The following is a 25,007-nucleotide window of genomic DNA, read 5'->3' as shown; positions in this document are numbered from 1 at the left end:
CGTCTTATCCCATCAGCCTTCGAAGAAAGGGGAAATAGTATGGATAACACGCTGGAGAAAAAGGGTCGGATATTCAATATCCAGAAATACTCGATCTACGACGGAGACGGTATTCGCACCCTGATTTTTTTCAAAGGTTGTAACATCCTCTGCGCCTGGTGCGCCAACCCCGAGGGGCTCACCAGTAATTTCCAGGTGATGTATTCACATGATAAGTGCGTTGACTGTGGGCAATGTGTTGATGTCTGCCCGGTGGGGATCCATTCCCAGCGCCAAAACGCACAAGGCGATCTCAAGCACCACCTCGATCGCAACATAGACTGCATCGGTTGCCGCAAGTGCGAAGAAGTCTGCATCTCCGGCGCGCTGGACATCATGGGCAAGGACGTCACGGTGCAGGAGCTGATGGATATCATCCTGCAGGACGTCGATTTCTATCATGCCTCTGGCGGTGGCGTCACCCTGGGCGGTGGCGAGCTGAGCCTGCAAACCGACTTTGCGGCCGCGCTGCTGACCGAATGCAAAAAACAGATGATCAACACCGCCATCGAAACCAATGGCACCACCTCGCTAGCCAATTATGAAAAGCTGGCGACCTGCACCGATATGTTCCTGTTCGATATCAAGCATATCGATAGCGCACGGCATAAAGCGTTGTTTGGCATGGGCAACGAAGGCGTAAAAAGAAACCTGGAGCGCCTGGTGGAGTTGGGCAGCCATATCGTGGTGCGCATGCCTTTGGTACGTGGCTATAACGATTCTTACGATGCCATCACCGGTGCCATTGACTATGTCATGGCCCTGGCACGCAAAGGCAATATCAGCCGTATCGACGTGTTGCCTTATCACCAACTGGGTAAAAACAAATACCAGCGGCTCGACATGATCTATCCGGTCAAAGACGACCCAAGTTACAGCAATGAAGAACTGGACCAACTGGCGGCTTTTTTCCAGCGCTTTGACTTTGATATCCGCCTGGTAAGGCACTAAGGAGATTGAGATGAACTTAAGCCTGGGAGTGATTGAAACCTATGGCCTGACCGCCGCGATCCACGCGGCCGATGCGGCCTGTAAATCCGCAGCGGTAACGGTCCTTGGGTACAAGAAGATTGGTTCTGGCCTGGTTAGCGTGTTCTTTGCCGGCGAAATCAGCGCGGTGAAAACCGCCATCGACAACGGTGTGGCAGTGATCAAGCAACCGGCGTTTATCAAAGGCCAGTTGGTGATTGCCCGCCCGGAAAAACAGGTCGTCGCGCTGCTGACCGGGCTGAAAGGCAAGGAACTTACGCCGCCAGCGGCCAAGGTACAGCAAGAACCGCCAGCGCCAGTAGCGGAAGTGGCCGCCCCGCAGGCAGAGGCCGCAGCGCCGGTAGTCGAAACCCCTGTTGCCGACAACAAACCCGCACGTACCAACGGCAAGAAAGAGTCTAAATAACCGTACAGCTTCTGAGATCGGGTAGGAATAACAGTATGTTTAATGAGTCGTTACTGGAAAGGATCCGCCATAACCTGGCAGAGAACTATTCTTCTCCCACCGGCCTAGCCATCCCGGTTGGGGTCTCTAACCGGCATGTCCATCTGTCGCAGCAGGATATTGAAACGCTGTTTGGTGCCGGTTATCGGCTGACGCCATGCAAAGAGCTACGCCAGCCGGGGCAGTTCGCCGCGAAAGAGTGCGTGATGATCGTCGGCCCGAAAGGCTCGCTCTCCAAGGTGCGGGTGTTGGGACCAGCGCGCGAATGTACTCAGTTGGAAATCTCCAAGGCGGACTGCTTTACCCTGGGGCTGAAGGCTCCGGTACGCGAATCCGGCAATCTGAACGCCTCCGGTGACGCCATGCTGGCTGGCCCGGCGGGCTATGTTTCACTGCATTCACAGGTGATTTGTGCCCAGCGCCATATCCATATGAACCCGCAGGATGCCGCCAGGTTGGGCGTGCAGAACGGGCAGAAGGTGCGGGTGAAAGCGGCAGGCGTGCGTGGGTTGATCTTTGACGAAGTCATCGTGCGGATCAAAGCCAGTTTTGCTCTGGAACTGCACATTGATACCGATGAAGCCAACGCCGCCGGGCTGGCTTCCGGTGACAACGTGGTTATCGTTCCCTAAGGCGGCAAATATGATGCAGCGTGAAATCATCGATAAGTTGGTCAGTGAAGTGCTCGCACGGATGCGGCCACGGGCGTTGGTGTTGTTAACCGCAGCGGATGGTTACCACGAAATTATCCGCGCGCGCTTGCAGCACTGCCAGGCGTTCTCGCCGGTGATCCTGTTTAGCGATAATGCCCGGCAGTTTCACGCAGAAACAGATTGGAGCCAACTAGGGCCGATAACTTCGCTGGCGGAAATCAGTCAAACCGGCGCGTTGGATAATATTGAGCGGGTATTAATTCCTTTTCTCGATTTCGCGACGGCGGCAGAAGTGGCCAATGGTTTATTACAGTCTGATACTGCCCGGTTTATTCATCTGGCCCGCATGAGCGGCAGGCCAATTATGGCGCTGGATTATAACTGCAACCCGACCAGCGAATTAAATCAGTTGAAAGGCCTGAGCCGCGCCCCACAGGCAGATGATCTGCCAAAACTGGCGGCCCAGGGCATTGAGCTCTGTACGTTGGATCGGATGCTATCGGCCCAGCCTGCCACCACGGAGCCGTTGGCAGCGCCGCCACAGGCTTACGTAACGCTAAGCGAACTCAAGCGGCTCAATGGTCGTTCACCACCGGGAGCCAAGCTGACCGATTTAGCTCTGGAATATAGCCGAGGAAAAAAATAATACAGAACTAGGTGAGGGCTTTTACCCCGAAGAGAGTCCCCTCACCCTAACCCTCTCCCACAGGGAGAGGGGACCGATCGAGTTTGCTGAGATTTCCTCTTTATTTTCAAGTGAGCTGGAGCGGCGTGATATTCAGGTACCAAAGTTAATCTGTAACAAGAGTGATTAAAAAACCAGCACCGTAGCCAAGTTGTTGCACACTCGGCTCCCTCTCCCTGTGGGAGAGGGTTGGGGTGAGGGGTAATTAATATAAGTCTCAAATTTTAAATTTATATAAATCATTACTTATCAGGAGCGAACTCTATGTCTACCAAGGCAAAAGCATGGGTATGGATGTTATTGGTCATCTTCTCCGAGACCTCGGCCACCTCTACCTTAAAAATGTTTGATAACAGCGAAGGTACCACCAAGACGTTATTACTCGGCTTGATCGTAGTGTTGTATTGCGTTTGTTATTACTCGTTATCCAACGCGGTGAAATACATCCCTGTCGGCCTGGCTTACGCCACCTGGTCAGGCACCGGGATTTTACTGGTCTCAAGCCTGGGCATGGTGTTTTACGGCCAACACCCTGATATGCCAGCCATTATCGGCATGATCGTGATTGCCAGCGGCATCGTGATCATGAACCTCTTCTCCAAAATGGGCTCCTCCGAAGAATAAGGGTATCAACTATGTTTAACATTGGCTTCTTGTGGCTGGCACTGTCGATTGGTTCGGAAATCACCGGGACCTCGATGATCAAAAAAACCAACAACTTTAAAAAGCTGGGGCCTTCGGTGCTGGTGATTAGCGCTTACTGCCTGTGCTATTTCGCCCTGACCAAGGCGATGGGCTTTATCCCGGTGGGCGTCGCTTACTCGCTGTGGTGCGGCTTTGGCATCGTCGGGGTGACCTTCGTTTCGATGCTGCTCTACAAGCAGAAACCGGATCTCCCAGCCATATTCGCCATGGCGCTGATCATCGGTGGTGGCGTCATTATGAACATCTTCTCGCAGATGTAAGATCTCAGCCCCTTACAGCGCAGCGGCAAGGTAGCGCGGTAAGGGGCTGATTGACGCCATCAATAAGTAATGCTGGCTAATGATTCGACACTGCATAATCCAGATATGTAATAGTTGCAGTCACGTATTTTGCAAGACAATATCTAATTTCGGAACGCTGTTTCATTATTAGGGATAAATCATGCAAAGAAATTTCAAGTCATTATCAGCTATGGCGATTTTTCTGCTGGCCCTGACGGGTTGTGATAACTCGGATGGTAATATCGCCTCTCCTGTTGAGCCAGTTAAACCCGTTGTTCCCCCTGAAACTGAGAAACCTGTCGCTGACCGCAGTGGTGCCTGGCCAGCCTCAGCCATTAACGATCCAGAATTAGCCAGGAAAGAACCGGTAATGCCTGAAGTCTGCCAAACACTCTCAGCCGAACTGAACCAGAATGCCAAAGGGCTACTGGATGAAGCCATTGATGCTGACGTGAATAATTCCCAACCCGATACCCAGCGTATTCAAGCCGCGATCGACGCCTGCAACACCGGTGCCGTTAAATTGGTCGCAGGCAGCAACGAAGAGAATGCGTTCTTGAGCGGTCCACTTACGCTGAAAAGCGGCGTAACGCTCTGGGTAGATCAAGGGATCACCCTGTTTGCCTCACGTAGCCCGGTGGATTACCAGATTGCCGGTAAGAATAACTGTGGCGAAACCGCCAGTGCCGATAATGGCTGTAACGCATTGATTACCGCCACCGATGCAATAAACAGCGGCGTGATTGGCGAAGGTATTATCGACGGGCGAGGAGGGGCAGTGCTCACCAGCGGAAAATATGCCGATATCCTTACCTGGTGGGATGTGGGCGCATTAACCAAAACCGTTTCCGGCGCCAATCAGAACAACCCGCGGCTAATTCAGGTCACCAACAAGAATTCCGCCAAGCCGACCAGCCAGAACTTCACGCTGTATAAGATCACCTTACAGAATGCGCCCAAATTCCACTTTGTCCCCAGTGGGGTCAATGGAGTGGTCGTCTGGGGCGTGAAGGTGTTAACGCCTTCACTGGCCTATACGGTTCCAGGCTATGATTGCCCGAAAGGGACAACCCCTGCGACATCGGGTTCCCCTAACTATACCCGAGCAAGCACCTGCTTTACCCCGGATACGACCAAGAACACCGATGCGATCGATCCTGGCCAATCGCAGAATGTCCTGATTGCCTATAACCACATCAGTACCGGTGATGACGGTATCGCCATCAAAGCCCACAGCAGCAATGCCTGTGTCCCACCGATTGCCGAAAAGTATGCCGGGCAGTTGCCTATTTACACCGTCAGCAACGTCAAAATTCTGCATAACCGCCTCTACTTCACCCATGGTATGTCAATCGGCAGTGAAACCGACTGCGCGGTCAAAGACGTGGAAATTCGGGATATGAGCATTGACGGCCATGATGCTGACTTTGCCGTCGGCGTGCGTATCAAAACCGACATGAGCGTTGGAGGAGAAGTGAGGAACATCAACTATGATGGCATTTGCATCCGCCGCGCTCAGGAAGCGCTGACCATAGATACCTACTACAGCAAAAAAACCGGCCAGGCCTACCCCGATATTCAAGATGTCACCATCAAGAATTACCACTATGTGGATACGCCAGACTCCATTTACAACGGAGATAACGTTCGAGTCACCTTACGGGGCTTCAGCTCTGATGGCCAGGATCTGCCATTAAGAAATATTGTGCTCGATAACACCGTGTTTGACAGCGCCCCACAGTTGGCTAGCAAAGCCTCGGCATCAATCCCTGCCGCGCCTTCTTATGCCCAGATCCTGATGGGACCTGGCCCGGTATCCTTGGCGGATCGGCTGTTGGAAGCCGCGGACAACGGTGCCGCAGAGTTTGACGTGCTGGATAACCGTAATGGATCCGAGGAGCCTTACGATTGCAGCGAATCCTTTGCACTGTTCCCTTCTAGCGCCTCTGCACTCTAAGCGAAAAACGGGTAGGATCTCTCCCACCCGTCTTTCCTCTGCTGCGGTGACTTAACACATCGCGGCTTTGATTTGCATACAGGCCCAGTCTATTGGGCCTGACTATTTCCGCTTCAGCAGCAAAACAAGGCTAATCAACAGGAACAGCAAGCTTGGCAACAGGGCCCCCAGAATTGGCGGCATGCTGTACACCATGCTCAGCGGGCCGAAAATTTGATCCAGCACGTAGAACAGGAAGCCGAAGCTGATACCGATCACCACTCGCACACCCATTGGCACGCTACGCAGCGGGCCAAAGATAAACGACAGCGCCATCAGCATCATCACCGCCACCGACAGCGGCGAGAAGATCTTGCTCCACATATTCAGCTGATAACGGCTGGCCTCCTGGCCACTCTGCTTGAGGTACTTCACATAGTTGTGCAAGCCGCTGATGGAAAGCGAATCCGGATCCAACGCCACCACGCCCAGCTTGTCCGGCGTCAGGTTGGTTTTCCACACCCCGGTCAACGTCTGGGTACTGGTCACCTGTTTTGGATTGGTCAGATCGGAGGTATCCACCTGTGAAAGCTGCCACGCACCGTCTTCAAAATCTGCGGTACCGGCATAGCGGACGGTCTCTAAACGGCGCTGATCGTTGAAGTGGTAAATGTTGACGCCAGCCAGCTCTTTTTCACCCGCCACCCGTTCGATGTAGATAAAGTCGTTGCCGTCCTTCGCCCACAGGCCGCTCTTGGTAGAGAGCAGCGAGCCACCGTACATCTGTTGCGCACGGTAGTTACGCGCCATCTGTTCGCCCTGCGGTGCCACCCATTCGCCGATTGCCATCGTCAGCAAGACCAGCGGAATGGCGGTTTTCATCACCGACCCAGCAATCTGCAGCCGGGTGAAGCCAGAAGCCTGCATCACCACCAGTTCGCTACGCGTAGCCAGGGTGCCCAAACCGAGCAATGCCCCTAGCAGCGCCGCCATCGGGAAGAAGATCTCAATATCCTTTGGTACGCTGAGCAGGGTATACACCCCCGCACCCAGCGCCGAATATTCACCCTGCCCGACTTTACGCAACTGATCGACAAACTTGATGATGCCGGAAAGCGAAACCAGCATGAACAGCGTCATCATGATGGTGTTGAAAATCGTTTTACCGATATAACGGTCCAGTACACCAAACATCAGGCCGCTCCTCTCAGGCGTGCACGCAGTTTGCGCATCGGCACGGTATCCCACAGGTTAAGTGCCAGAGCAATCGCGAAGTACGCCAGGTTCACCAGCCACATCCACACCAGCGGATCCAGCTTGTCCTTACCGGCATTGGAACGCAGCGAGGTCTGCAGCAGGAAGAAGATCAGATACAGCAGCATCGCTGGCAACATGCTCAGCACGCGGCCTTGGCGCGGGTTGACCACGCTGAGCGGCACCACCAGCAGAGCCATCAGCACCACGGAAACGACCAGCGTCAGACGCCAGTGGAATTCGGCGCGCGCATCCGGTTCATTTGATTCCCACAGCGTGCGCATCGACATCTGCTCAGACTGGGTATTATCGATAGTGACGGACTGATGGCCGATAACCGCTTTATAGTCATTGAAGTCGGTAATGCGGAAATCACGCAGCAGCGCGGTGCCTTCAAACCGGGTGCCTTTGTCCAGCGTGACGACCTGCGATCCATCGCGGCCCTGGTTGATCACCCCATGCTCGGCCACCACCACCGAAGGGCGTTGGTTGCCGCTCGGGCGTAGCTGCGCCAGGAACACGTCGTTGAAGGTGTTGCCCTTTACGCTGCCGACAAACAGTACGGCGTTACCATCCTGTGAGGGCTGGAACTGCCCTTCAGCCAGCCCGGCAATGCTGGGGTTGGCTTTGGCTTCGGCAATCACTTCGTCCTGATGGCTGGCCGCCCATGGCCCGACCCAGAAAACGTTTACCGCAGCCACCGCCGAAGTAAAGATCGCCAACACCATAGCGGCAATGATCAGGGTCCGTTTCCCCAGACCGCAGGCGTGCATGACGGTGATTTCGCTTTCGGTATACAACCGTCCAAACGTCATCAAGAGGCCAAGAAACAGGCTTAAGGGCAAGATTAGCTGCGCCATCTTCGGCACACCCAATGCAAGCAGGGATAAGACTAAATTTGTCGGGATATTGCCGTCGACCGCATCACCTAACACCCTGACCAGATTCTGACAAAAGAAGATCAGAAGCAGGATAAACAGGATGGCAATTTGGCTCTTCAGCGTTTCCCGTACCAGATATCTAATGATGATCACGCTTATTACGCCTGTGAAAACTTGTCTTTTTGCAGGAAAATCGATAGTTTCATCGCTAATCCGCCATTTTTTCTCATCATGTGGCAACCTTCACAGCTAAAATAGTATTAGAACATCAAGCTGTTTGGCCATCCTATAGGAACAGACCTATAGTAGCCAAAACAGAACGTTTACGCCGTTCAGGTTAACCTAGTTAGTTAACTCAATGACGGAAGATCTTGGCGGAGCAGGTCATTCTAGCCGTAGCTTTCGTCGTTGTCTTTAAGATTCAGGAGAGTGCATGGAGTTCAGTGTAAAAAGCGGTAGCCCGGAAAAACAGCGCAGCGCCTGTATTGTAGTAGGTGTTTTCGAACCACGCCGCCTGTCACCTATCGCAGAACAACTCGACAAAATCAGTGATGGTTATATCAGCGCACTATTGCGCCGGGGCGAACTGGAAGGCAAAGTCGGGCAGACATTACTGCTGCACCATGTGCCGAACATTCTCTCCGAACGCATCTTGCTGATTGGCTGTGGCAAAGAGCGCGAGCTCGATGAACGCCAGTACAAGCAGGTGATCCAGAAAACCATCAATACCCTTAACGACACCGGTTCCATGGAGGCCGTCTGCTTCCTGACCGAGCTGCACGTAAAAGGCCGCAATACTTACTGGAAGGTGCGCCAGGCGGTAGAAACGGCCAAAGAAACGCTCTACACCTTCGATCAGTTGAAGAGCAACAAGGTAGAGCCACGTCGCCCGCTGCGTAAAATGGTGTTCAACGTGCCAACCCGCCGTGAACTGACCAGCGGTGAACGCGCCATCCAACACGGCCTGGCCGTGGCTTCCGGCATCAAGGCCGCCAAAGATCTCGGCAATATGCCACCAAACATCTGTAACGCCGGTTATCTGGCCTCACAGGCTCGTCAGTTGGCCGACGCCTTCAGCACCCACATCACCACCCGCGTCATCGGTGAACAACAGATGAAAGAGCTGGGGATGAATGCCTATCTGGCGGTCGGTGCCGGTTCGCAAAATGAATCGCTGATGTCGGTGATGGAATATAAGGGAAATCCTAACCCGGACGCTAAGCCGATCGTGCTGGTAGGCAAAGGGCTGACCTTCGACTCCGGCGGCATCTCGATCAAACCTGCCGATGGCATGGACGAGATGAAATACGACATGTGCGGTGCGGCAACCGTGTACGGCGTCATGCGTGTGGTAGCAGAACTGAACCTGCCGCTGAACGTGATTGGCGTACTGGCTGGCTGTGAAAACATGCCGGGCGGACGTGCCTATCGCCCAGGTGACGTGCTGACCACCATGTCGGGCCAGACGGTAGAAGTGCTGAACACCGACGCCGAAGGCCGCTTGGTGCTGTGCGATACCCTCACCTACGTGGAACGTTTCGAGCCAGAGCTGGTAATTGATATCGCTACCCTGACCGGTGCCTGCGTGATCGCATTAGGCCACCACATCACTGGCCTGATGTCGAACCACAACCCGCTGGCTCACGAGCTGATTGGCGCTTCCGAGCAATCGGGTGACCGTGCGTGGCGCTTGCCGATGAGCGATGAGTATTACGAGCAGCTGGATTCCAACTTTGCGGATATGGCCAACATTGGCGGCCGCCCAGGTGGTGCCATCACCGCCGCGTGCTTCCTTTCACGCTTTACCCGCAAGTACAGCTGGGCGCACCTGGATATCGCCGGTACCGCCTGGCGCTCCGGCAAGGCCAAAGGGGCCACTGGCCGCCCGGTAGCCCTGCTGGCGCAGTTCCTGCTCAATCGTGCCGGCTTGAACGGCGACGATTAAATCCGCGCGGTAATTCAGGTATAATCACCGAGGGCACAGCACGCTGTGCCCTTACATTTTTTGGCCACGGTGAATTGAATCATGAAACAGGCAACGTTCTACCTTCTTGAACACGCAGAACCCGCTGGTGCGCTCAGTGCACACGAGGCTGTGGCCTGTGCCGTTGCCGCCGAAAGATGGCGCGCTGGCAAGCGGGTGCTGATCGCCTGTGAAAGCCAGGAGCAGGCCCAGCGGCTGGATGAAGCCCTGTGGCAACGTGAACCACACCAATTTGTGCCGCACAATCTCGCAGGCGAAGGGCCAAACTTTGGCGCGCCGGTCGAGCTGTGCTGGCCAGGCAAACGCGGCAATGCCCCGCGCGATCTGCTGATCGCCCTGCTGCCGCAGTTTGCAGATTTTGCTACTGCTTTCCATGAAGTGGTAGACTTCGTCCCTTACGAAGACACCTTGAAACAGTTGGCGCGCGAACGTTACAAAGCCTATCGCAGCGTCGGCTTCCATTTGACCACGGCCACGCCGCCAACTAACTGAACCTTGAAATAAAAATGGAAAAGACCAACACCGATCTCGATACCGCCTATGACCCAACCCAGATCGAACAGAAGCTGTACGATCACTGGGAAAGCCAGGGCTATTTCAAACCGAATGGCGATACCAGCCAGGAAAGTTTCTGCATCATGATCCCGCCGCCGAACGTCACCGGCAGCCTGCATATGGGCCACGCGTTCCAGCAGACCATCATGGACACCATGACCCGCTACCAGCGCATGCAGGGTAAAAATACCCTGTGGCAAGCCGGTACCGACCATGCCGGTATCGCAACCCAGATGGTGGTTGAGCGCAAGATCGCCGCAGAAGAAAATAAAACCCGCCATGATTATGGCCGCGATGCGTTCATCGATAAAATCTGGCAGTGGAAGGACGAGTCCGGCGGCACCATCACCCGCCAGATGCGCCGTCTGGGCAACTCCGTGGATTGGGAGCGCGAGCGCTTCACCATGGATGAAGGCCTGTCCAACGCGGTGAAAGAAGTGTTTGTCCGCCTGTACAAAGAAGATCTGATCTACCGTGGCAAACGCCTGGTGAACTGGGATCCAAAACTGCGCACCGCCATCTCCGATCTGGAAGTGGAAAACCGCGAGTCCAAAGGTTCCATGTGGCACCTGCGCTATCCGCTGGCCGATGGGGCAAAAACGGCGGAAGGCAAAGACTACCTGGTGGTTGCCACCACCCGTCCGGAAACCGTGCTGGGTGATACCGGCGTAGCGGTAAACCCAGAAGATCCACGCTACAAGGATCTGATTGGCAAAGAGATCATTCTGCCATTGGTGGGCCGCCGCATCCGCATTGTGGGTGACGAGCACGCCGATATGGAGAAAGGCACCGGCTGCGTGAAAATCACCCCGGCGCACGACTTCAACGACTATGAGGTGGGTAAGCGTCACGGCCTGCCGATGATCAACATCCTGAGCTTCGACGGTGACATCCTCGAAGTAGCCGAGGTGTTCGACACCCTGGGCGAAGCCAGCACCGCCTACAGCGGCGAGCTGCCAGCGCAGTTCCGTGGCCTGGAGCGCTTTGCTGCGCGTAAAGCCGTGGTTGCCGCCTTTGACGAACTCGGCCTGCTGGAAGAGATCAAACCTCACGATCTGACCGTGCCTTACGGTGACCGTGGCGGCGTGGTTATCGAGCCAATGCTGACTGACCAATGGTACGTGCGTACCGCACCGCTGGCGAAAGTCGCGGTTGAAGCGGTTGAGCAAGGTGAGATCCAGTTCGTGCCTAAGCAGTACGAAAACATGTACTTCAGCTGGATGCGCGATATCCAGGACTGGTGTATCTCCCGTCAGCTGTGGTGGGGCCACCGCATCCCGGCCTGGTACGACGCCGAAGGCAAAGTGTACGTTGGCCGCACTGAAGAAGAAGTTCGTCGCGAAAACAACCTGGGTGCCGACGTGGCGCTGAACCAGGACGAAGACGTGCTGGATACCTGGTTCTCTTCCGGCCTGTGGACCTTCTCGACCCTGGGTTGGCCAGAGCAGACCCCGGATCTGAAGACCTTCCACCCGACCAGCGTGCTGGTCAGCGGCTTCGACATCATCTTCTTCTGGATTGCCCGCATGATCATGCTGACCATGCACTTCGTCAAAGATGAAAACGGCAAGCCGCAGGTTCCGTTCAAAACCGTGTACATGACCGGCCTGATCCGCGACGACGAAGGGCAGAAGATGTCCAAATCGAAGGGTAACGTCATCGATCCGCTGGATATGGTTGACGGTATCTCGCTGGAAGATCTGCTGGAGAAACGTACCGGCAACATGATGCAGCCGCAGCTGGCAGAGAAAATCCGCAAGCGCACCGAGAAGCAGTTCCCGAACGGCATCGAACCGCACGGCACCGACGCCCTGCGCTTTACCCTGGCAGCACTGGCCTCTACTGGCCGTGACATCAACTGGGATATGAAGCGCCTAGAAGGCTACCGCAACTTCTGTAACAAGCTGTGGAACGCCAGCCGCTTTGTGCTGATGAACACCGAAGCGCACGACTGCGGCTTCAACGGTGGCGAAATGCAGCTGTCGCTGGCCGACCGCTGGATCCTGGCCGAATTCAACCGCACGGTGAAAGCCTACCGTGAGGCGCTGGACACCTATCGCTTCGATATCGCGGCGGGCATCCTGTACGAATTCACCTGGAACCAGTTCTGCGACTGGTATCTGGAATTGACCAAACCGGTCGTGATCAACGGCAGCGAAGCGGAACAGCGTGGCACACGTAATACACTGATCACCGTGCTGGAAGCGTTGCTGCGCCTGGCGCACCCAATCATTCCATTTATCACCGAAACCATCTGGCAGCGCGTCAAGCCTCTGACCGGTGAAACCGCAGACACCATCATGCTGCAGCCGTTCCCGGCCTTCGACGCCGCGCTGGAAGACCAGCAGGCATTGAACGATCTGGAGTGGATCAAGCAGGCGATCATCGCGGTGCGTAACATCCGCGCCGAGATGAACATCGCACCAAGCAAACAGTTGGAAGTGCTGCTGCGTAACGCCAATGGTGACGCTCAGCGCCGTGTGCAGGAAAACCAGAGCTTTATCGAACGCCTGGCGCGCCTGAGCTCCATCACCCTGCTGCCTGCGGGCGAGAAAGGCCCGGTTTCAGTCACCAAGCTGGTCGACGGTGCCGAACTGCTGATCCCGATGGCGGGCTTTATCGACAAGGACGCAGAAATCGCGCGTCTGTCGAAAGAGATGGGCAAGCTGGATGGTGAGATTGCTTCTATCGAAGGCAAGCTGTCCAACGAAGGCTTTGTGGCTCGTGCACCGGAAGCAGTGGTGGCCAAAGAGCGTGAACGCCTGGCAGCCTGCAAAGAAGGTAAGCTGAAGCTGCAGGAGCAGCAGGCGACTATCGCTGCACTGTAATTCTGCAAACTACCGATCAAAAACAGCGGGTGATTTTTCCCCGCTGTTTTTTTATCGGCATTGCCAAAAGCCAGGCTTAAGTGTTATTACAAAGTACTATTGATGCGGTGCATTCCGTAATAACAACGAAATTCCGGGTCCCCTCAGGTTCCCTTTGATGGTGAGTGTAAACATGACAACAGCCACCCCAGTGCGTCTTCTGGTACGCCCAATCACGGCCGACGATAATGCCGCTATTGCTCACGTTATTCGCGAAGTCTCCGCCGAACATGGCCTGACGGCGGATAAAGGTTATACCGTTTCCGATCCCAATCTGGACGCCTTGTTCCAACTCTATAGCCAACCGCGCAGTGCTTACTGGGTGGTGGAGATAGACGGTCAGATTGCCGGTGGGGGTGGCGTTGCGCCGCTGCAAGGCGGTGAGATCGACGTCTGCGAATTACAGAAAATGTATTTCCTGCCGGTGCTGCGTGGCAAAGGCTTGGCAAAACGCCTGGCGCTGCAGGCGCTGGAGTTTGCCCGTCAGCAGGGGTTCAGCCGTTGCTATCTGGAAACCACCGCCACGTTGCAGCAGGCGATTGGCCTGTATGAGCATCTTGGTTTTGAGCATATCGATTGTGCCATGGGCAATACCGGCCACGGCGACTGCGAAGTCACCATGCTGAAGTCACTTTAACCGCCGCAATGCCCCCTCACCCTAACCCTCTCCCACAGGGAGAGGGGACCGAATGTGCCATAAATTAGCTCCTACGCCTGACCTTAATTTCGCAACAACTCCCCAGCCATAATTTTAATCTGATGACTAATCGCATCACTGAACTGGCTCCCTCTCCTTGGGGAGAGGGTTGGGGTGAGGGAGAGAACACATCACCCTCAAAAAATCATTAACATCAACATTATTCAAAAAAACGCACGGTATTTTTATATTTCAGCCAGTTAAACTGATGCTGAATTCTGTAATGTAAATTTATTGTGATATTCGTTAATAAATTAACGATCGCAAATTGACCTACTATTCCTCTGAGTTACTCTGCCATGACAGTCTCTAACCATCACGCACAGGGAACGGTCATGTCAGAAAATAACTTCGATTACATCATTGTTGGCGCAGGCTCTGCGGGTTGCGTGTTGGCAGCCCAGCTCATCCGCCGTACCCAGGCCCGCATCCTGCTGCTGGAAGCCGGCGGCGACGACAATAATCTGTTTATCAAAATGCCCGCCGGGGTTGCCAAGATCATTGCCAAGAAAAGCTGGCCGTATGAAACCGAGCCAGAGCCGCACGCCAATAACCGCCGCATGCAGATCGCCCAGGGCAAAGTGCTGGGCGGCAGTAGCTCGGTAAACGGTATGATCTATCTGCGCGGCCAACCGCAGGATTACGACGACTGGGCGCAACAGTATGGCTGTACCGGCTGGAGCTATCAGGACGTGCTGCCCTACTTCAAACGCGCCGAAGCCAATGAAAGCCTGGCGGATGAGTATCACGGCAACGAAGGGCTGCTGCCGGTCAGCGAGAACCGCTACCGCCATCCGCTCAGCATGGCGTTTATCCGCGCGGGCCAGGAGTTGGATCTGCCCTACCGCAACGACTTTAACGGTGAAAGCCAGCACGGCGTAGGATTCTACCAGACCACCACCCGCAACGGTGAACGCGCCAGCACCTCCCGCACCTATCTGCAAGCCGTACGCGATAACTCGCGGCTAGTGGTGAAACTCAACGCGCTGGTACACCGCGTCACCTTCGAAAACAACGTGGCAACTGGAGTAGTCTACAGCCTGAACGGTGGCAATGAGATCGTCGCCCACGCCAGCCAGGAAGTGATCCTCAGCGCCGGGGCGGTGGGCTCACCGAAGCTCCTGATGTTGTCCGGCATCGGCCCGCGTGAACATCTGGAGCCGTTGGGCATTACGCCACTGGCCGATCTGCCGGTGGGCAAAAACTTCCACGATCACCTGCATATGTCGATTAACGTCAGCACCCGCGAACCTGTCAGCCTGTTCGGTGCCGATCGGGGCTTGCAGGCGCTGCGCCACGGTGCCGAGTGGCTAGCCTTTCGCAGCGGCGTCTTGACCTCTAACGTACTGGAGGGGGCCGCCTTCGCCGATTCCCAAGGCAATGGCAGGCCAGACGTGCAGGTACATTTCCTGCCGATACTCGACAGTTGGGACGACGTGCCCGGCGAACCGCTACCGGCGATCCACGGCATGTCGCTCAAGGTCGGTTATCTGCAACCCAAAGCGCGTGGCCAGGTGCAGTTACGCAGCCGTAACCCTGCCGATCCCGTCAAGCTACAGGCCAACTATCTTGGTCATCCAGACGATCTGGCGGGCAGCATTCGCGCGGTGAAATTTGGCCTGCGCTTCCTGGAAACCGCCTCTCTCAAGCCGCTGATTAAAGATCTGCTGATGCCACAACCGGCGTGGGTAAACGATGAGGCGCAGATGGAGGAGTTTGTGCGCAACTTCTGCAAGACGGTCTATCACCCGGTGGGCAGTTGCCGTATGGGGCAAAACACGGAAGACTCGGTGACCGACTTGCAGCTACGAGTACATGGCTTTGAGCGGCTGCGGGTGGTCGACTGTTCGGTGATGCCGCAGGTCACCAGCGGTAACACCAATGCCCCCACCATTATGCTGGCCGAGAAGGCGGTGGATTTGATACTGGGAACCGAATAGGCCCCTCACCCCCGACCCTCTCCCACAGGGAGAGGGAGCTGATAGCCCCTGCTCAGTTTGGAAATGAAGGAGTCACCTTGGCAACCGCTATCGCCCCTTCAACCAAGGTGAGTTAGCCGGCGCTCATGCAGAATCACTACATTTACAGCCCAACTCGATCGGTCCCCTCGCCCTGTGGGAGAGGGCTAAAGTGAGGGGGATGGCACGCCGCTGTGGAAGCGGAACTCGGTGTCCGGTGAGCGGATCAGCTCCGCCTCCAACTGGCCAAAAAACGCCACGCGTTCGCTGATATCACCGCCGGCGATCTGCTCTGCCAGCGTCAGGTAATCCTGATAATGGCGGGCTTCGGAACGCAGTAGCGAAACATAAAACCGGTTCAGCTCATCGTCCAGGAACGGGGCCAGCTTGGCGAAGCGTTCGCAGGAGCGGGCCTCTATATACGCGCCGCAGATCAGCTTATCGATCAGAGTGGCCGGATCGTGAGTACGCACCTCGCGGATCATGCTTTTGGCATAGCGGCTGGCGGTGATCTTTCTATAAGGGATCTGCCGGGCCTGCATGATCTCCAGCACCTGCGAGAAGTGATGCAACTCCTCTTTGATCAGCAACACCATCTTGTCGACCAAATCCTGGCCATAGGCCGAGCCATTCTTCGGCAGGATCTTCCTGGTAAACGCGCTCTGGCGGAACAGCTCTTCCGGCACTTCCTGCGCCTCGTGCACAAACGCCTCATAGGGCCTGAGCAGTGCCAGCAGGGCATCACCACTCTCTTTATCGGCCACGTAGCGGCGGATCAGCCACATGCCGGTCTGCGCCGCTTTCAGCTCGCATACCAAGTGGTCGGTCAGCAACAGGGGCAGGTTTTCCGGGCGGCGGGCCGCTTCGATCCAGCCATCCGGGGTTTCACAGTGCAGGAAGTTTAAAATCGGGGATAACAGAGATTGGTATTTCATCGAGTTCTATCAGGGGCCAGCTTGCGCCAGCCCGCAGGATTTAATTAATGACGTTTGCCGTCGTCGTCTTCATCGATAAAGTCGCCGTCTTCTTCATCGTCGTCGCCTTCTTCACCGTTCGGATCTTCATAGTAGGTGCCCCAACCGTCGTAATTGACACCGCATTTTTCTGCCAATGCCACCAGTTGTTCTACCTGGCTGTCGATCAGCTCGGCATTCAGCGCAACTTCGCTGATCACGTCACAACACATCACCATGGAGCCATCTTCCACTTCCAGCTCTTCGGCATCGGTCACTTCGTAGCCCAACTTGAAGGCTTCCACGGCGGCCTGCTCCAGAACTTCAAACTTTTCGGCAGAGAAATGGTGCTCGATAGTGTAGAGCGCATCCGGATCGCTGCCGTCTTCCAGCAGTTCTTCGATGATCAGGCGGGTTTCTTCACGTTGTTCTTCCAGCAATTCGCGGTTTGCCATGCCTCTATCCTCAATAAAATGGGCTTCGTTACTTCTATTTTCACACACCGCTGTCACCGCTGCCACGATAAACGTGAAAGATTTCTGCTTCGGGGTTGAAATTGAATATTCATACATATAAAGTGAATTTAAATTCAATCAAACGATAGGGATTTACGGAGATGAGCCAGATGAACCCGTTCTACAGTCGTCACTTTTTGAGATTAATGGATTTTACCCCCAGTGAGATCCAGTCCTTGTTGCAGTTGGCCGCCGATTTGAAGCTGGCCAAGAAGCAAGGCCAGGAAACCCGCCATCTACAAGGCAAGAACATTGCGCTCATCTTCGAAAAAGACTCTACTCGTACCCGATGCTCTTTCGAAGTTGCCGCATTCGATCAGGGCGCTCAGGTGACCTACCTTGGCCCAAGCGGCAGCCAGATCGGCCATAAAGAGTCGATGAAAGACACCGCCCGCGTGCTGGGCCGGATGTACGACGGTATTCAATATCGTGGTTTTGGCCAGTGCCTGGTGGAAACCTTGGCAGAACACGCTGGTGTGCCAGTGTGGAATGGCTTGACCAACGAGTTCCACCCCACCCAGCTGCTGGCAGATCTGCTCACCGTGCGTGAACACCTGCCAGGGAAAGCGTTGAGCGAGGTGAAATTCGCCTACATTGGCGATGCACGTAACAATATGGGCAATACCCTGCTGGAAGCCGCCGCGCTGGTAGGCATGGATCTGCGGTTGGTCGCGCCGAAGGCCTGTTGGCCGCAGGCCGAGCTGGTTGCAGAATGCCAGGCGCTCGCACAGCAGACCGGCGGCAAAATCACCCTGACGGAAGATATTGCCGAAGGCGTACAGGGTGCCGATTTCCTGTATACCGACGTTTGGGTCTCGATGGGGGAAGCCAAAGAAGTCTGGCAGGAGCGGATTGCGCTGCTCAGGCCGTATCAGGTGAATATGGCAATGGTGAAACTAACCGGCAACCCACAGGTGAAATTCCTGCACTGTCTGCCAGCATTCCACGACGATCAAACCACGCTGGGTAAACAGATGGCCGAACAGTACGGCATGCACGGCGGTATGGAAGTGACCAACGAGGTGTTCGAGTCGGAGCACAGCATCGTGTTCGATCAGGCAGAGAACCGCCTGCACACCATTAAAGCGGTGATGGTCGCCACGTTAAGCAAAACCTTGTAAATCACCCTCTCAAAAAACCCTTCTAACAGAAGGGTTTCTTCTGGTTAATCCCCCCTTCTGGCTCTATAGTCTTTTTCGTCATATCAAATAACTTCTTGGCCTTTGCCTGTTTTTTACCAACGTTCTACCGTGGCATTCTGGCGGCAGAAATGCCGTAAAAAACTAATGAGAACAACCTCTTCTCCGTTCTGGTTTACCGGCACATTTAAGGGAAAACGTCTATGAAAGCCAAAGTCTTGCCGCTGTTTATTCTTGCCGCCCTCTCCACGACCGCACTGGCTGCCACGCCGCCAAATACGCTGGTAGTGGTGCAGTCACTGGACGATATCGTCAGCCTGGATCCGGCGGAGGCCAATGAGCTTTCCAGCATCCAGACCGTCCCCAGCCTCTATCAGCGTCTGGTGCAGGCCGATCGTGACAATCCGGCCAAGGTGATCCCGGTGCTGGCGGAAAGTTGGCAGGATGATGCCGCCGCCAAGACCCTGACGGTCAAGCTGCGCCCACAGGCAGCGTTTTCCTCCGGTAACCCGTTGACTGCAGACGACGTGATTTTCTCTTATACCCGCGCAGTGAAGATGAACAAGTCACCGGCGTTTATCCTCAACGTGCTCGGCTGGCAGCCGGACAATATCGAACAACAGCTGAAAAAGATCGACGAGCATACCGTGCAACTGAGCTGGACGGCAGACGTCAGCCCGGCGGTTGCCCTGAATATCCTCTCGACGCCGATCGCCTCAATCGTCGACAGCAAAGCCGTGCAGCCTAACGTGAAGGGTGATGACTTCGGCAACGCCTGGTTGAAGATGCACTCTGCGGGCAGCGGCCCGTTCAAGATGCGGGTTTACCAGCCACATCAGGCGATCGTGCTGGACGCCAACCCAACTTCACCGGGCGATAAGCCACTGCTGAGCAATATCATCATAAAGAACGTGCCAGACCCAAGCGCGCGCCGCCTGCTGATCCAGCAAGGGGATGCCGACGTGGCGCGTGAACTCGGCCCGGATCAAACCGCCGCGCTGAAAAGCCAGGCGGGTGTGAAGGTGCTGGAAATCCCTTCCGCCGAGCAAAACTATCTGGTGTTCAACACCGGTAATACCGCCAACCCGCTGCTGAAGAACCCGGCCTTCTGGGAAGCGGCTCGCTATCTGGTGGATTATCAGGGCATCACCAAAGATCTGCTGAAAGGGCAATACTTCGTCCATCAGAGCTTCCTGCCGGTCGGCCTACCGGGGGCGCTGGAGGATAACCCGTTCAGCTTCGATCCGGCCAAGGCCAAGGCGATCCTGGAAAAAGCCGGGATCACCAACGCCAGCCTGACGCTGGACGTGGAAAACAAACCGCCGTTTATCACCATCGCCCAGTCGTTACAGGCCAGCTTTGCCCAAGGTGGCGTGAAGCTCGATCTGTTGCCTGCCGCCGGTAGCCAGGTCTATGCCCGCGTACGCGCCAAGCAGCATCAGGCGGCGATCCGCCTGTGGATCCCGGATTACTTCGATGCGCACTCCAATGCCAGCGCTTTCGCCTATAACGACGGCAAAAGCAGCACGGTGGCCGGGCTGAACAGTTGGCAGATCCCTGAGCTAAGCAAACAAACGCTGGCAGCGGTCGCAGAGGCCGATCCGGCCAAACGTACTGCGCTCTATACCGCTATGCAACAGGAATTGCAGCGCAGTTCACCGTATGTGTTTATCGATCAGGCCAAAACGCAGGTGGTGCTGCGCGATAACGTCAAAGGCTATCAACAGGGCCTGAATGCAGATATGGTCTATTACGATCGCGTTAGCAAATAATCAGGATTGCCATGTCGGTAGCAATAAAATCTACGCCGGGAAGCCGTTCCCGGCGTCGTCTTTGGGGATTGGCGCAGGGGCTGCTCACGCTGGCGCTGACCCTGTTCGGCCTGTTGTTGATCACCTTCCTGCTGTCTGCCTTGTCACCGGTGGATCGCGTGTTGCAGATCGTCGGCGATCACGCCAGCGCCGCCACCTATGAGCAGGTAAAACAGCAGCTTGGCCTGGATCGCTCTTTGCCGGTGCAGTTCTGGCACTATCTGGAGCGGCTGGCCCATGGCGATCTCGGCACCGCCAGCGCCACCGGTCAACCGGTATTGCAGGATCTGCTGCATGCCTTCCCGGCCACGTTGGAATTGGCCACGCTGTCGTTGGTGATTGGAGCCCCGCTCGGCGTGCTGGCTGGTGTATTGTGCGCGCGTTTTGCCGGCAGCAAGCTGGACATCGGCGTGCGCTTTATTACCCTGCTCGGCAATTCGGTGCCCATCTTCTGGCTGGGGCTGCTGATGCTGTTGCTGTTCTACGCCAAACTACAGTGGAGCGCCGGGCCGGGGCGGTTGGACGATGTCTACCAATACACCGTCGAGGCCAAAACCGGCTTCGCGCTGATCGACACCTGGCTTTCCGGCGATGCGGGGGCCGTGCGCAATGCGTTGGCACACCTGGTGCTGCCGGTTTGCCTGCTGGCCTATTATTCGTTGGCCAGCATTACCCGCCTGACCCGCTCCGCCTGCCTGAGCGAATTGAATAAAGAGTACATCACCCTGGCGCGTGCCAAAGGGGCCAGCGAAATGCGCATCATGTTCCGCCACGTGCTGCCCAACATCAGCGGCACCCTGCTGACGGTGATCGCGCTTGCCTATACCAGCATGCTGGAGGGAGCGGTTCTGACCGAAACCGTGTTCTCCTGGCCGGGTATTGGCCGCTATCTGACCACCGCGCTGTTTGCCGGGGACACCACCGCCATCATGGGCGGCACGCTGCTGATCGGCCTGTGCTTTGTGATTATCAACAATCTCACCGACCTGCTGGTGCGCTTGCTCGATCCGAGGGCGCGCCAATGACCATGACACTACTTAAACGCTCACCTTCCGCCACCTGCGGAGCCACCATCCTGCTGTTACTGGTGCTGATAGCGCTGTTTGCGCCTTGGTTGGCACCGGTCGATCCCAACTGGCAGAACGCTGCCAACCGCCTATTGCCGCCGGGAGCTGGCCATTGGCTCGGCACCGACAGCTATGGCCGCGACGTCCTTTCCCGCCTGATCTACGGCACCCGGCCAACCCTTGGGCTAGTGCTGCTGGTCACCGCAATCACCCTGCCGCTCGGCCTGCTGATTGGCGTGCTATCCGGCTATTACGGCGGCTGGCTGGAGCGCGTGCTGATGCGCTTTACCGACGTGGTCATGTCGATGCCACGGCTGATCCTGGCCTTCGCCTTTGTGGCGATGCTCGGCCCTGGGCTGGTTAATGGCGCGCTGGCATTGGCGCTCACCACCTGGCCCGCCTATGCCCGCCAGGCCAGAGCCGAGATCCAACTACTGCGTAAAAGCGACTACCTGGCCGCCGCCGAGATGATGGGCATTCAGGGGCCGCGTCTGCTGTGGGGCCATATTCTGCCCATGTGCCTGCCCTCTGCCGTCGTCCGGCTAGCATTGGATCTGGCGGGGATTATTCTGGCCGCCGCCGGTCTGGGATTCCTGGGGCTGGGTGCCCGACCGCCGATGGCGGAATGGGGATCGATGGTAGCCGACGGGATGCAGGTGATCTTCGATCAGTGGTGGATCGCCGCGATCCCTGGCTGTGCGATCCTGATCAGCAGCCTGGCGTTTAACCTGCTGGGCGACGGCCTGCGCGACTTATTGGATCCGCATCATGACTGAACCACTGCTGACAGCACAGAACCTGAATATCGAATTTAACGGCCACAAGGTGGTGGATAGCCTTTCTTTCAGCATTGGCCGGGAGAAAGTGGCGCTGGTGGGGGAATCAGGTTCCGGCAAATCCATGACCGCCCGCGCCCTGATGGGGCTGGTACGTAAGCCGGGCATCGTCACCGCCGATAAGCTGCACTATCGTGAGACAGATTTACTAAAGCTTCAGCCACGTCAATGGAACGAGGTACGCGGTGCCAAAATCGCCATGGTGCTGCAAGATCCGCGCTACGCATTAAATCCGGTACGCAGCATCGGTAAGCAGATCGAAGAATCCCTGGTGCTGCATAACGCACTGACTCGGGCCGATCGCCATGAGCGAGTGCTGAACTCACTGGCCGCCGTCGGCTTGCCGGAAAGCCTCTATCACAGCTACCCCGGCCAGCTTTCCGGCGGTATGGGGCAACGCGCGATGTTGGCGATTGCGCTGGTTAACGATCCGCAACTGCTGATCGCCGATGAGCCAACCTCGGCGCTGGATGCCAGATTACGTAATCAGATCCTCGATCTGATCGTCGAACAAACCACGCGGCGTAACATGGGGCTGTTGCTGATCAGCCATGATCTGCCGCTGGTGGCTGAACGTTGCGACCGGGTATTGGTGATGTATCAGGGCAAGCTGGTGGATCAGGGGATCGCGGCCAACCTGCCGCTAGCCACCCATCCTTACACCCGCACGCTGTGGGCCTGCCGCCCCAATGCCAGCACCTACGGCCAGGATCTGCCGGTGCTGGATCGCAGCATCGATTTTACCCGGAGCGAACATGGCGCTGATTGACATTGAAAATTTGCAGGTCAGCTTCCCGCAGGGCAACGGCCATAAGATCGCCGTGGAGTCAGTGAGCTTTGGCGTTGAGGCGGGGGAAACCTTCAGCCTGATTGGCGCTTCCGGCTGTGGCAAGTCCACCGTTCTGCGCGTGCTGGCCGGTTTGCAACGTGAATGGCGTGGAGAAATACGCTTGCTCGGCCAGCCTCTGCAACCACAGCAACGCTTCACCGGCCAATTACGCCGCGACGTGCAGATGGTGTTTCAAGATCCCTATGCTTCGTTACATCCGCAGCATCAGATTGCCCGTACGCTGGGTGAACCGTTGAAGATCCACGGTGAGAAACACATTACGGCGCGGATCGACGAAGCCTTGCGGCAGGTAGGGCTGAGCGCGGCCACGGCACAGCGCTATCCCCACCAGCTTTCCGGCGGCCAACGCCAGCGCGTCGCTATCGCCCGTGCCTTGCTGCTGCGGCCTAAGCTACTGCTCTTGGATGAACCCACCTCGGCGCTGGATATGTCGGTGCAGGCGGAGATCCTCAACCTGCTCAACCACCTCAAACGCGAGCATGGCATGACCTACTTGCTGGTCAGCCATGACGGTGACGTGATTGCCCACATGTCCGAACGCGCCGCCCTGATGGAGAAAGGCCACATCGTGCAGCATTACGACCGGGCTGCCTTACAGGCCGGTGAGCATATGCGGGATTAAGCGCTAGCAGCAACGTGGCCAAACAACCAGACACCGAGTGCCACTCGCAGCGGTAATCGCCAAGCCAATCGATTGCGAAATCGCAAAAAGTGGTGTTTTTACCCTTGCAGAGAAAAAAAGCGCGAGTATAATGCGCGACAATTTGCCAGGAGAAAGCATGAAAAACGACCTTTGTTTTGTTCGCCACACTCGACAAAACCGCCAGCCAATCGGCGGGCAACTGCCGTTATTTCCCCTGTTGCAAGAACCATCATTTAAAGCCCCTCGTTGAGGGGCTTTTTTTTGTCCAAAGCATTGCTATTACATTGAAAAGCCCCGCGCCAAGGGCCCGAGTCGAGGAGAGTGAACATGGCCAATCCGCTGTATCGCAAGAACATCATCTCTATTAACGATCTCAGCCGTGAAGATCTGGAGCTGGTGCTCAGCACCGCCGCCAGCCTGAAAGCTAACCCGCAGCCGGAGCTGCTCAAACACCTGGTGATCGCCAGCTGCTTCTTTGAAGCGTCTACGCGTACCCGCCTGTCGTTTGAGACCGCGATCCAGCGCCTGGGGGCTTCGGTGGTCGGCTTCTCCGACAGCAGCAACACCTCCCTCGGCAAAAAGGGCGAAACGCTGGCCGATACCATCTCGGTGATCAGCACCTACGTTGATGCCATCGTGATGCGCCATCCGCAGGAAGGCGCATCACGCCTGGCCGCTGAATTCTCTGGCGGTATCCCGGTGTTGAACGCCGGTGACGGCTCGAACCAGCACCCGACCCAAACGCTGCTGGATCTGTTCACCATCCAGGAAACCCAGGGCCGCCTGAGCAATATCAATATCGCCATGGTCGGCGACCTGAAATATGGCCGCACCGTGCATTCACTCACCCAGGCGCTGGCAAAATATGAAGGAAACCACTTCTTCTTCATCGCGCCAGACGCTTTGGCGATGCCGAGCTATATCCTGAAGATGCTGGACGAAAAAGGCATCTCCTACAGCCGCCACAACAGCATTGAAGAAGTGGTGCCTGAACTGGATATTCTGTATATGACCCGCGTACAGAAAGAGCGCCTGGACCCGTCCGAATACGCCAACGTGAAGGCGCAGTTCATCCTGCGAGCTTCTGATTTGGCCGGTGCTCGGGACAACATGAAGGTGCTGCATCCGCTGCCGCGCATTGATGAGATTGCCATTGAGGTGGACAAGACACCGTATGCCCACTATTTCCAACAGGCAGGCAACGGTATTTACGCCCGTCAGGCGCTGTTGGCACTGGTTTTAAACGCAGATTTGGCTCTTTAA

General features: G+C 56.1%; 23 protein-coding genes. 19 read left to right on the top strand and 4 right to left on the bottom strand.

The window, feature by feature from the left end; translation table 11 throughout:
- Nucleotides 1-39: 39 nt before the first annotated feature.
- From cutD to N6G83_RS42355, 7 genes are all read left to right on the top strand, one after another.
- Complete coding sequence (gene cutD, locus N6G83_RS42385; protein ID WP_074028373.1) at nt 40-990, top strand: choline TMA-lyase-activating enzyme; 951 nt, start codon at nt 40-42, stop codon at nt 988-990.
- A gap of 10 nt (nt 991-1,000) precedes the next feature.
- A complete protein-coding gene (locus N6G83_RS42380) occupies nt 1,001-1,435 on the top strand; it encodes a BMC domain-containing protein (protein WP_211134712.1) in 435 nt (144 codons plus the stop codon).
- 35 nt (nt 1,436-1,470) lie between these two features.
- Complete coding sequence (locus tag N6G83_RS42375) at nt 1,471-2,106, top strand: phosphate propanoyltransferase (RefSeq protein WP_098928935.1); 636 nt, start codon at nt 1,471-1,473, stop codon at nt 2,104-2,106.
- 10 nt (nt 2,107-2,116) lie between these two features.
- Complete coding sequence (locus N6G83_RS42370; RefSeq protein ID WP_211134713.1) at nt 2,117-2,773, top strand: hypothetical protein; 657 nt, start codon at nt 2,117-2,119, stop codon at nt 2,771-2,773.
- Between the two features lie 303 nt (nt 2,774-3,076).
- Entirely contained in the window at nt 3,077-3,436 is a 360-nt protein-coding gene (locus tag N6G83_RS42365) for a DMT family transporter (protein WP_024529409.1), read from the top strand.
- 11 nt (nt 3,437-3,447) lie between these two features.
- Nucleotides 3,448-3,777: a DMT family transporter gene (locus tag N6G83_RS42360; RefSeq protein WP_021179117.1), complete on the top strand. Its 330-nt coding sequence runs from the start codon at nt 3,448-3,450 to the stop codon at nt 3,775-3,777.
- Nucleotides 3,778-4,168: 391 nt separating this feature from the next.
- Nucleotides 4,169-5,755 (top strand): glycoside hydrolase family 28 protein, encoded by a 1,587-nt coding sequence (locus N6G83_RS42355; protein ID WP_260524161.1) that lies wholly within the window; start codon nt 4,169-4,171, stop codon nt 5,753-5,755.
- Nucleotides 5,756-5,857: 102 nt separating this feature from the next.
- On the opposite strand, the gene lptG is transcribed toward N6G83_RS42355, so the two are convergent.
- On the bottom strand, nt 5,858-6,928 hold the full coding sequence (gene lptG, locus N6G83_RS42350; protein ID WP_024529411.1) for an LPS export ABC transporter permease LptG: 1,071 nt from the start codon (nt 6,926-6,928) through the stop codon (nt 5,858-5,860).
- The gene (gene lptF / locus N6G83_RS42345; RefSeq protein ID WP_024529412.1) at nt 6,928-8,022 is read right to left on the bottom strand and encodes an LPS export ABC transporter permease LptF; all 1,095 of its coding nucleotides are present in this window, start codon (nt 8,020-8,022) and stop codon (nt 6,928-6,930) included. The genes lptG and lptF overlap by 1 nt, the downstream gene beginning before the upstream one ends.
- A 280-nt stretch (nt 8,023-8,302) precedes the next feature.
- Here lptF and pepA point away from each other — a divergent pair, with 280 nt between their 5' ends.
- The 5 genes from pepA (at nt 8,303) to N6G83_RS42320 (ending at nt 15,912) form a co-directional block, all read left to right on the top strand.
- A complete protein-coding gene (gene pepA, locus N6G83_RS42340; RefSeq protein WP_024486368.1) occupies nt 8,303-9,814 on the top strand; it encodes a leucyl aminopeptidase in 1,512 nt (503 codons plus the stop codon).
- An 81-nt stretch (nt 9,815-9,895) separates the two neighbouring features.
- A complete protein-coding gene (locus N6G83_RS42335) occupies nt 9,896-10,345 on the top strand; it encodes a DNA polymerase III subunit chi (RefSeq protein ID WP_021179113.1) in 450 nt (149 codons plus the stop codon).
- A 14-nt stretch (nt 10,346-10,359) separates the two neighbouring features.
- Nucleotides 10,360-13,236: a valine--tRNA ligase gene (locus tag N6G83_RS42330; RefSeq protein WP_024529413.1), complete on the top strand. Its 2,877-nt coding sequence runs from the start codon at nt 10,360-10,362 to the stop codon at nt 13,234-13,236.
- 172 nt (nt 13,237-13,408) lie between these two features.
- Complete coding sequence (locus N6G83_RS42325) at nt 13,409-13,912, top strand: GNAT family N-acetyltransferase (protein ID WP_211136251.1); 504 nt, start codon at nt 13,409-13,411, stop codon at nt 13,910-13,912.
- Between the two features lie 395 nt (nt 13,913-14,307).
- Complete coding sequence (locus N6G83_RS42320) at nt 14,308-15,912, top strand: GMC family oxidoreductase (RefSeq protein ID WP_024529415.1); 1,605 nt, start codon at nt 14,308-14,310, stop codon at nt 15,910-15,912.
- A 185-nt stretch (nt 15,913-16,097) separates the two neighbouring features.
- On the opposite strand, the gene miaE is transcribed toward N6G83_RS42320, so the two are convergent.
- Both miaE and rraB read right to left on the bottom strand, forming a co-directional pair.
- Nucleotides 16,098-16,865, bottom strand: coding sequence for a tRNA isopentenyl-2-thiomethyl-A-37 hydroxylase MiaE (miaE, locus tag N6G83_RS42315; RefSeq protein ID WP_024529416.1), 768 nt, complete (start codon nt 16,863-16,865; stop codon nt 16,098-16,100).
- A gap of 44 nt (nt 16,866-16,909) precedes the next feature.
- Nucleotides 16,910-17,338, bottom strand: a complete 429-nt coding sequence (rraB, locus tag N6G83_RS42310) for a ribonuclease E inhibitor RraB (RefSeq protein ID WP_024529417.1) — start codon at nt 17,336-17,338, stop codon at nt 16,910-16,912.
- Between the two features lie 161 nt (nt 17,339-17,499).
- Here rraB and argF point away from each other — a divergent pair, with 161 nt between their 5' ends.
- The 7 genes from argF to pyrB all read left to right on the top strand — a co-directional run bounded on the left by argF (nt 17,500) and on the right by pyrB (nt 25,007).
- A complete protein-coding gene (gene argF, locus N6G83_RS42305) occupies nt 17,500-18,519 on the top strand; it encodes an ornithine carbamoyltransferase (protein WP_024529418.1) in 1,020 nt (339 codons plus the stop codon).
- Nucleotides 18,520-18,740: 221 nt separating this feature from the next.
- The gene (locus tag N6G83_RS42300; protein WP_024529419.1) at nt 18,741-20,309 is read left to right on the top strand and encodes an ABC transporter substrate-binding protein; all 1,569 of its coding nucleotides are present in this window, start codon (nt 18,741-18,743) and stop codon (nt 20,307-20,309) included.
- A gap of 11 nt (nt 20,310-20,320) precedes the next feature.
- On the top strand, nt 20,321-21,373 hold the full coding sequence (locus N6G83_RS42295; protein WP_074028359.1) for an ABC transporter permease: 1,053 nt from the start codon (nt 20,321-20,323) through the stop codon (nt 21,371-21,373).
- Nucleotides 21,370-22,191, top strand: a complete 822-nt coding sequence (locus tag N6G83_RS42290) for an ABC transporter permease (protein ID WP_024483417.1) — start codon at nt 21,370-21,372, stop codon at nt 22,189-22,191. Before N6G83_RS42295 ends, N6G83_RS42290 begins: the two co-directional genes overlap by 4 nt.
- Complete coding sequence (locus tag N6G83_RS42285; protein WP_098928944.1) at nt 22,184-23,020, top strand: ABC transporter ATP-binding protein; 837 nt, start codon at nt 22,184-22,186, stop codon at nt 23,018-23,020. Before N6G83_RS42290 ends, N6G83_RS42285 begins: the two co-directional genes overlap by 8 nt.
- Complete coding sequence (locus N6G83_RS42280; RefSeq protein WP_211134716.1) at nt 23,007-23,723, top strand: ABC transporter ATP-binding protein; 717 nt, start codon at nt 23,007-23,009, stop codon at nt 23,721-23,723. The genes N6G83_RS42285 and N6G83_RS42280 overlap by 14 nt, the downstream gene beginning before the upstream one ends.
- Nucleotides 23,724-24,071: 348 nt before the next feature.
- Complete coding sequence (gene pyrB, locus N6G83_RS42275; RefSeq protein WP_024483414.1) at nt 24,072-25,007, top strand: aspartate carbamoyltransferase; 936 nt, start codon at nt 24,072-24,074, stop codon at nt 25,005-25,007.

This window comes from Serratia sp. PL7 (assembly GCF_945957435.1).
The sequence above is the reverse complement of the archived record's forward strand: the minus strand, read 5'-3'. Positions and strand labels throughout refer to the sequence as shown.